The 8,653-nt window shown below is 58.9% G+C and carries 9 protein-coding genes and 2 pseudogenes; 3 read left to right on the forward strand and 8 right to left on the reverse strand.

All coding sequences use genetic code 11. The features are described from left to right. Positions 1-86: pseudogene (locus AC3WLT_RS36410) on the forward strand (3-oxoacyl-ACP reductase); the annotation flags it as partial. Between the two features lie 169 nt (positions 87-255). On the opposite strand, the gene AC3WLT_RS36415 reads toward AC3WLT_RS36410, so the two are convergent. Next, complete coding sequence (locus tag AC3WLT_RS36415; RefSeq protein ID WP_492596405.1) at positions 256-702, reverse strand: TIGR02594 family protein; 447 nt, start codon at positions 700-702, stop codon at positions 256-258. 329 nt (positions 703-1,031) lie between these two features. Here AC3WLT_RS36415 and AC3WLT_RS36420 point away from each other — a divergent pair, with 329 nt between their 5' ends. Further along, a complete protein-coding gene (locus tag AC3WLT_RS36420) occupies positions 1,032-1,844 on the forward strand; it encodes a hypothetical protein (protein ID WP_492596406.1) in 813 nt (270 codons plus the stop codon). A 584-nt stretch (positions 1,845-2,428) separates the two neighbouring features. Here the strand turns inward: AC3WLT_RS36420 and AC3WLT_RS36425 are convergent. From AC3WLT_RS36425 to AC3WLT_RS36435, 3 genes are all read right to left on the reverse strand, one after another. Further along, the gene (locus tag AC3WLT_RS36425) at positions 2,429-3,070 is read right to left on the reverse strand and encodes an alpha/beta fold hydrolase (RefSeq protein WP_492596407.1); all 642 of its coding nucleotides are present in this window, start codon (positions 3,068-3,070) and stop codon (positions 2,429-2,431) included. A gap of 1,111 nt (positions 3,071-4,181) precedes the next feature. Continuing rightward, entirely contained in the window at positions 4,182-4,613 is a 432-nt protein-coding gene (locus AC3WLT_RS36430; protein ID WP_492596408.1) for a hypothetical protein, read from the reverse strand. Positions 4,614-4,628: 15 nt separating this feature from the next. Continuing rightward, a complete protein-coding gene (locus tag AC3WLT_RS36435) occupies positions 4,629-4,823 on the reverse strand; it encodes a hypothetical protein (protein WP_492596409.1) in 195 nt (64 codons plus the stop codon). Positions 4,824-5,338: 515 nt separating this feature from the next. Between AC3WLT_RS36435 and AC3WLT_RS36440 the strand changes: the two genes are divergently transcribed. Then, entirely contained in the window at positions 5,339-5,545 is a 207-nt protein-coding gene (locus AC3WLT_RS36440) for a DUF6494 family protein (protein WP_492596410.1), read from the forward strand. A 176-nt stretch (positions 5,546-5,721) separates the two neighbouring features. Here the strand turns inward: AC3WLT_RS36440 and AC3WLT_RS36445 are convergent. From AC3WLT_RS36445 to AC3WLT_RS36460, 4 genes and pseudogenes are all read right to left on the reverse strand, one after another. Then, positions 5,722-5,876 (reverse strand): annotated as a pseudogene (locus AC3WLT_RS36445) (IS5/IS1182 family transposase); the annotation flags it as partial. 56 nt (positions 5,877-5,932) lie between these two features. After that, positions 5,933-6,907 carry a cysteine synthase A gene (locus AC3WLT_RS36450; RefSeq protein WP_408366259.1) on the reverse strand — a complete coding sequence of 325 codons (975 nt, stop codon included), beginning with the start codon at positions 6,905-6,907 and terminating at the stop codon, positions 5,933-5,935. A 138-nt stretch (positions 6,908-7,045) separates the two neighbouring features. Further along, positions 7,046-7,387, reverse strand: coding sequence for a c-type cytochrome (locus AC3WLT_RS36455; protein WP_492596411.1), 342 nt, complete (start codon positions 7,385-7,387; stop codon positions 7,046-7,048). 162 nt (positions 7,388-7,549) lie between these two features. Further along, on the reverse strand, positions 7,550-7,888 hold the full coding sequence (locus tag AC3WLT_RS36460) for a septal ring lytic transglycosylase RlpA family protein (protein ID WP_492582714.1): 339 nt from the start codon (positions 7,886-7,888) through the stop codon (positions 7,550-7,552). Between the last annotated feature and the right edge of the window lie 765 nt (positions 7,889-8,653).

An 8,653-nucleotide genomic window follows, 5' to 3' on the forward strand; every position in this document is an offset into this window, starting at 1 on the left:
CCGGGGTCGTGAATGTGTTGCTGGCCAAGCAGGGCCATCCCGGGCTCGAATACCTCGATTATCGCGGCCGGACCGTCTGGTGGTGACCGCCAGCCGCTCAATTACGTAGTCATCCGAATTAGTTAAATGCAGCTCGACGCGACAGGCCGTGGCCGACCCTCAGCGGTCAGCCGTGCTTCCCCGTAACGGACATTCACGCAAGCGCAGAAGACCCTTCACAGTCAGCGCTTTGCTTTTCAATGAACACGGACGGCGTCAGAACGACTTCGGCCACCTAAAGCCGAGCACCGAGGCGACCGGATAGGCTAACTCGCGAACCTCTTCTAACTGGTTTCCGCCAAAGAGATAAATAAAATCAGCGTCGTGGCGAAGATAGAAACCGACATGCCCCCGCCAGCTTGTGGGATCGTCGCGCGTCAGGACAGCAATACAGCCGACGATCGGGCTCTCAAGGGCGACACCCCAATCGAGCCAGGACCGCGCCAATGCTGATCCCGTACCGCGAACACCGGCGCTTGCCAGGCACCAGTTTATGAATGAGGAACACCAAGAGATTTTGTCGTCGTAACCAACGAGGTTGGTTTGGTTGTTGTATTCGACGATCCGTGGATTCGTTTCGCCAACCGGAAAACGTCTGACGCCGCGTTCGGCAATCGCCACAGGCATCCAGGCAGGTTCGGCGGCGCTATCTCTGGTATCCATGATCATTCCCGTTGGACGGTTTCTTATTTGCTCCCCGCGATTGTCGCCGATTCGAGCCACGTGGTCGACTGCCGCCGATGCCGCGACCCTTGCACGCAAAACAAAAACGGGTTAAACCGCTAACCTGACCGCTCCGCCAGTGGGGGGGCGCGATCACGAGTCGGGAGTGTTTGCAGACCGCCGAGGTCCACGTCTACGCTGAACGCGTTGCGACGTATTCGCGGAAGATCGACATGCTGCGGCCCGCGCGATGAACAACCCGTCACTTCGGCCGGTTCCTGAGTGGGTGCGCTGAAGTGCTACCAGAAAAGAAGGGACCTCGCAGCACAATGAAATTTCGCCTGAAAGCATATTTCGCCATAGGAGCTCTTGCCAGCGTCGTGATCTCGCCATGCGGATTGGCTTTGCCGCGAGCGGAGCCTTCCATCAAGACGGTTGAGTCCTCCCGACCGTCGTATGTCGCCAGGACCGCTGGTAATGCGCTGATTTCGATTACGTTGTCGCCAAAGCTGTTGCGTCTCGACATGAATGCCGAGAACTCGATCGCGTCGGAAACCGGTGATTTCAAACCGGCACGCTATTCATTTCCAGATAGCGCTGTTCCGCAATCGGTCCTTCACGACCTGACCAGAATCTATCGTTACGATCGTCGACGGGATGTTCCGATCGTCTCTTCGGGGGGCGACTGGGTGATCGCGGAATACTTCGTGGCGAACTCCCATGTTCCCGCGTCACGATTTCGGTTGCTCGGCAAGCAGGTCCAGCGACAGGAACTGTTGGACCGGGCTGGACGAACGATCAGGATCATCGCTCTCGGCTGGGCTCGCCCATCTGCGGAGGAAGATGACGAGACGACGAATATGTCAGAGCTCGGCGAACATCCCGCTTGGATCCGCGTATTCACGGTGTCTCCTGCTGGAAAGAAAACGCTCGTTGCATTAGCCTGGCGACGGAAGGGTTTCGCCGCTGCGCCTGCGACCTATGACGTACCGGACGACAAGTTATTCGTGTTCGGTCTACCGGATGGCACCGTGAAGTGGCGTACGAAGGCCGAGTTCCTGAAAGCGCAGGATATTGACCTCAATGCGAAAAGGTTATTGGGAAGGTCCGCGTCAACGGCAAAATCGCCAACGGATTCTTGAACAAGACGTGCCATGCGTAATCACAGACAGCAGTACAGGCTAGCCGCTGTAGCAGTCGTGCTGATCGCTTTGCCTGGTGTCCTCTTCGCATTTGCTCGTGGTGAACCGATCGACAAATCACCGGCCAGCGCGGCGGGGAACCTTCTGTTCGCTATCAGGACGGCTCAAGCAGTGGGACCTTGATCTGCTACGAGGACTGCCAGTTTGTTCGGGGAACGACGCTGACAGACGGGGAAGTGGTGCATTACGGCAGAATCCGAGTCACAAACAACCCACTCATCTATGAGATCTTCCAGGATGCAAGAGCAGGATACCTTTTGAAACGATAGCCCAGCCTGCGGAAAGCCGATGGTGATCAGTAGCGCGTCCTACAAGGTTGAAGCAGATGCGCGTCGACAATCGGTGCCAGTTGCCACGTACGGATATTCGCCAAGCCATGATTACCATCGGGTAGCCAGCATCCGAATGTACGGTCCGCATTGTCGACGATTCGCGTGCGGGTGCCGAAGGGCGGCTCCTGGCCGAACCTTGCCCGATTCCGTTACCCGTCGTCCCATATCGCGGCGATACCACTGACAACAACTTCAGCCGAGGGCCGATTCGACCAGCCACTGCCGTGCAATCTCTGTGCATATAGACGGCCGCTCGAGCGTTGGGAAATGACCGCATCCTTCGAGTGAGGCGAAGCGTGCATGCGGCATCAGCGTCGCGATGCGACGGCCGACATCGACGGGGACGAAACGGTCAGAATCACCCCATAGGAGCAATGTTGGGATCTTGCACGATGCAAGCGTGGACCAGCGATCTGAACGAGTCAACGTTGCGTCGGATTGGCGTGCAAACAGGTCGGCTCCAGCATCGCGCGCCATCTGAACGAACGCCGCTCTCGATACGACATCCTCGGCGGGGATTGCATTCTCGGCAAACTCCGCAATAACGCGTTGATGCTCATGGGAGCGTATTCTCCGGCTAGTGGTGCGAACCGAATCCGGATTCGGGTGGACACCCGGCTGACAGTTCATCAGCCAGAGTCCGCGAACACGGTCGGGAGCCCGTGCCAAAACTTCCATCGCAAGACACCCGCCATAGGCTGTGCCAGCAAGGATGAAGGCGTCGCTTGTGGAGGCTAGCAGGCTCTCGGCGCTTTCGGCGAAAGTCGCATGCGCCAGCACCTGAACAGATGTTGATATGAGATCCTTCAGCCCTTCGACTTGGTCGGCGTACATGCGTCCGTCACACGGCATTGCGGGCAGAAAAATGAGCGATGGCGGCATAGGAACGGAGAAATGGCAGATTGTCTGGACCGTCTAGTTTGCCGTCAGATTGACAATCCGACGGCAAACAAATTGTCAGCGATTTTGCACAGTCCGTCGAACGACCGAAACCGGCCGACTGGCGCCTGATGCAAAAGGCATATGCCAATCGAGTCCCCGCACGGTTGCGAACGGCAACACGCGACCTTGAACGTGAGCACACGGGGAACCCGTCTTGAATAGCATTGAAGGTCTTGGGTGGGCGGCCGAACCTGCAAGTATCCGACTACGCGAATTGCTTTGGCGGCGGCCCGCCATAGGCCGCGGCTTGGGAATCGACGATTTTATTTCGCGTCCGGCAAACAGATGCCCAGTATGGTCTGCCGCGCGATCCGCGCGCGGGGAAGCGCGGTATTGACAACTTTATACTCGCAAAGTTGACATCTTTAATGCGTTCTACGCCTGACGCGTTACTGCGAGCGTCCTGCGCTACTGTTGAGCACGGGCCGAGCGCGGTAGCTGACTTCTGAGTAATGGCAGCGAGACAGAGCGGTGACTGATGCTTGACGGCGATGTCGACAAGTCCGGTGCCCTACCCCGCAGAAACCGACAGATCCACGCGAGCTGCGCCTGAGTCGAGACACGCTCCACTAACGGTTTCTCGCATGCATGCGCAGCAAAGCGTTAATTAGTAATGCAGATCGTCTGGCTGGATGACTTGCCAACGCGCCTCACTGTCCTGCCGATGGGGCACGCCGTTCCTGGCGAGACCAACTGAACTTCTGGCTATCGGCAGACTTCGTGAGGGCCTGGACATGGTCATGCATCGGCGACTCTTCAAATGTGCCAGAAGCAACGATCTGCTGCACGGCCGGCGCGCACGAGCTGGCAACGCTTCGCTCGAACCAGAGCACGCGCGCTGCTGGACTAAGCACCTTGGCGGGGTTGCATCGTTACGTCACTCGGCTGCAAACCCTTGCCACGCAAGGTCCACTCTGGGGACACTCCCCCCCGAATCGAGAAAGTCTCAACTTTAGTAGCAAATTCGTACCAACTTTACTTCGTTTGACAGCGGGGGCCCCCCTTAGACGCCGGATAGCCTGATCCGACGATCGTAGTTCATCCGGGCGAGCACCTTTTGCATAGCCTTGATTTCTCCTTCGTCGACCTTTCGAACATCCAGCTCGTAGTTCCGCAGGCTGGTTGCCAGGCGCACTACGGCTGATTTTCTGTCAAGGTGGAGTTCTTCGAGCAATTCGTCATCGTCTTCCAGGTACCGTTCAAACGAGACTCTCACTCCTCGCTCCCGATCTTCAAGCAGATGCTCGTACTTCGGCGTGCGCTGAAGGGTGAGACTGTCGATCTCGGTCGGATCCGCCGGCTCGATGACCGCAAAGGACACGATCAAGTCGTCCCCGTTTTGGGTTGAGATAAACGCGACAGTTTCCATAGTCCACGGGTTAACGAACACTGCCCCCTGAGCTGCCGCTCCGCCCGGCAGGCCGAAACTCGGCAAATTACTCGTGCCCGGTTAATGCGTCCGTGCGACGGCCTGGACGAGCCAATCCCCGTCGGTCAACTGAGGACGTTTATTCCCCGACGCGATTCTTTCCAGCGTGACGAGCTGACACTCGAGGAGCGCGTCCAGCTCGGCGCGATCCATTTGAAGTTGATCTGGGGCGTCCTTGACGAGCAATAGAGTAGCGAACTCATGCGGGCTGAGCATTTTCGTCTCCGAATATCAACGATGATGCTGTGGCGGCGGACCTGCATCAAAAGTCAACCGTCGCTAGTCGTATCTCTCCGCAGCGCGTGCCTCCGCGCAAGGGGACGATGGCCAGATGAACGACTGGCGATGTCTGCTGGAGTGTGTAGCCGTAGAGGACGCACTCTATCGAAGAACCGCCGGATGGTTAAAGCGGTGTTAACGCTATGCAGAAAAACGTACGCTGTTCACGAAGCATCGGTAAAGATGACGTGCGCCGGCAGAGCAGGTCCGCATGAACGGCACGTGAGCGGTTGCATCCGCGGCCAGACAGTAACGAAAAAGCGCCCGCTGGCCGCTAGCGATTGTCTGTCCGATCGGGTCCTTAAATAGGCTTTTGTCCATGCTTGGCGACACCAATTTCGGTGGGACTCCTGCGCGTTGCATTGAGGTATCGCGCGCATACTTGAGGTCCCTCCCCCAACCCATCTGTGTCATCGAAAATTTTCAGGTTCACGGAAAACTGGAGAGCCCAAATGAACGAAGATACCTTCAACCTCAGTGTGCGTAAGTTCTTAAAAATGGTTGGTGTAAATTCTCAGCGTGAGATCGAGCATGCAGTGGCCAAGGCCATTGCTAGCGGTGCCATCGCAGGAACTGAATCTTTTCCCGCGAAAGTTACGTTGGAAGTTCCGGAAGTCAAGCTGAAAGTCGAATTCGATGACTTAATCAGGCTCGAATAAGAGCGCGAGGTACGCCACGGCCCATCGCGCCCACCGCCCCAGCGGCCACGCCCCTTTGCATTTCCAATCCGTCTGCAATGGAGGCTGACCAGGAATTCCGGGCTGGGTCCGAACGTTTGTGATTCGAAGCCGGGAAGCTACTCCTCGCCGTATGGTGCGCAGCTTATCGGGCGCTTGCGGCCCCGATTGTTTACCGCCTTGAACTTGCTGCCATCAATCGCAACGAGGGCATCGGAGAAAAGATCCAACTGCTCGCATAGCTTCACAAAAACTGGCGGCAGACCGCCCGGATTGTTTTGCCGTTGTCTTTGCGGAAACGGGCGATCGTCTGGTTCTGTAGCAGAACCCTGCCGGTTCGCGGGAGATGCGTAACGTGAAGTCACCGCCTCAACCCGGCACGAGCCCTTTTTCCATCAACCAGGCGGGATTGAATAGCCGGGCAAAGTACAGGTCCCCACGATCGCACAGGAGCGTGACGATGGTGTGGCCCGGCCCCATCTGCTGCGCCAGCCAGACGGCTGCCGCTACATTGATACCGCTGGAGCCGCCCACGAACAGCCCCTCCTCCCGCAGCAGGCGGTACACCATCGTGACGCAACTCTGGTCATCGATCCGCACCGCGTCGTCGATCGGCGAGCCCTCGAGGTTGGCAGTGACACGGCTGGAGCCAATGCCCTCCGTGATCGAGTTGCCTTCCGCCTTGATTTCGCGCGTTTTCACGAAACTGTACAGCCCGCTGCCGTGCGGGTCGGCAAGCACGGTTCTCACCGCCGGATTCTGTTCCTTGAGAAAGCGCGCGACGCCGGCGAGCGTGCCACCCGTCCCTGTAGCGCACACGAAAGCGTCCACCGTACCCGCCGTGTCGCGCCAGATTTCCGGCCCGGTGGTTTCATAGTGGGCCTGCCGGTTGACGAGGTTATCGAACTGGTTGGCCCAGATAGCGTTCTCCATCTCCTGCGCCAGACGGCCGGCGATCTTCTGGTAGTTGTTCGGATCCCTGTACGGCACCGCCGGCACCGGACGCACCTGCGCGCCGAGTACGCGAAGGAGGTCCATTTTTTCCTGCGACTGGGTCTCCGGAATGACGATCACGCAGCGATAACCACGCGTGGCGCAGATATGCGCCAGCCCGATCCCGGTATTGCCGGCGGTGCCCTCCACCACGGTGCCGCCAGCCTTGAGCACGCCACGCCGCTCGGCATCCTGGATGATATACAGCGCCGCGCGGTCTTTCACGGATCCGCCCGGATTCAGGAATTCCGCCTTGCCGAGAATTTCACACCCCGTTTCCGCACTGAGCTTGGCAAGCCGGATCAGCGGCGTGCTGCCAATGCAGTCGACGAAACCATTCTGTACATTCATGATGTTCCCTGGACGCGCTCAATCGTGACGAACGGTGGATGCTTCCAGAATAGGCCGATCACCCCGACGGGCGCTACCCCTGTTCAGTTGGCTCGGGTGCAAATTTGCAGGCCCTTTCGACACGTCATTTGAACCTGATCAAGGCTTGCCATTGATCGCCGTCAGATACCTCTCGATCAGCTCAACCTCATCGGCCGACAGTGGCGCGCCGTAAACGGTGTGCATCTTGTTCACTTCGGCCTTCCACTCGTCGAAAGAAAGGGCGGGTTGTCGCGTCACCATCCCGACGGAATGGCATTGCACACATTGCGAGTTCGCGCGGTCCGCCCCGTCGCCGGGCGGGAACGGCGCCGTACCGCCCGGCATCGTGACGTCGACGGTCCGGGTCGCCGCACTGCCCGGTTTGTCCGGGCCGGCAGCCGCCGCGGACAGCCATGCACAGATCGCGCACATCGACAGGACTACAGCCGCCGCCTTCATGTTCCCCTCCTCACGCGACGACCACAGTCGCCGATTCGACGACATTGCGCATGTAGCCGCCGGCATTCCGCCGCCACCTTCGCAGCTCGACTGACCGTTTCGTCCGCGACCGCCATTGACGCCCCTGGCCGGCCTCCATTGCTCAGAGCACCGTCTAGGACTTCACCGCTCTGTCGTCAAGGTTCCGCCCTCGTCCGACCCCGTCTGTGTCTTCTCCACACGTTCAATCTGCACACGCATCGACCGCGCGTCTGGCAAACCCAGGGCTTCCGCCGCGGCGTAAGAGAGATCGATAATCCGGCCTTTGACGTATGGTCCCCGATCGTTGATGCGAACGGCAACCGACTTTCCGGTAGCCAACGATCTGACGCGCACATAGCTGCCGAGCGGTAATGTTCGATGGGCGGCAGTCAAGGCGCCGCCATCGTAGCGTTCTCCGTTTGCGGTCAGATGCCCCTGGAACGTTGCCGAATACCATGACGCCTCGCCGGATTGCAACATCTCGTGCTCGTGCCGAGGGCGACAGGAATCAACTCTGCACGCAGCATGCTTGGACGGAATCTGTCCGCAAGCAGTGAACAACGCGCAGATTCCCAAGACTTCCAGATAGCGAAGTGATAGCACCATAGACCACCCGTCAGTGAATGAGACGTGGTTCTAACGGTCTCCAAAAGTTCGCGTTGGCGGCGTGCCCGGGTTACGGAACCCCTTGACAATATTTCAGGTGACACGCGAGCTCATTCGGGAGGTGTCGGAGGCGGACTGGCCCTTCGTCTCACGGGGCGCCGAATTCATCTTCATCCCCTGTTCAATCGTCGTGCACTCATACGAAACCGGCACCTGTCACATGGCCGGTTCTTGTCGGGCGATGGTTGCCGGTACCCCCTCGCCCATTATTCTAGTCATTGAAAACACGCTGGAATAGCGCAATCCGGCTGCTTGCAGCGAGTCCACGTCCTGCGCGATTTCGTTCTGTCATACGAAACGACAACCCGAATACCGGTGCGTGTCAAACCGTGGGGCGTCCCGTGACAGACCGGGCCGCACCCCGGATCCGGCCTGCTTCGCACGTTGGCCCTGTTCGTCCCGGTCGTCATCCGTGGCGACGGTCGCTGATGCGGCCTCGCGCCGGCGGGACGGATCGGGCCGGGCTCGCGGCTAGTCGGGTTCGTTCCGCGGTGCGCCAGCGCCGGTCATCCGCTGGTAGTAGCCGGCGAGTTCGCGCCGCACGCGCTTCCTTTCCGCCTGCACATAGATCGTGGTGGT

The organism is Paraburkholderia sp. FW306-2-2C-D06C, from assembly GCF_058781505.1.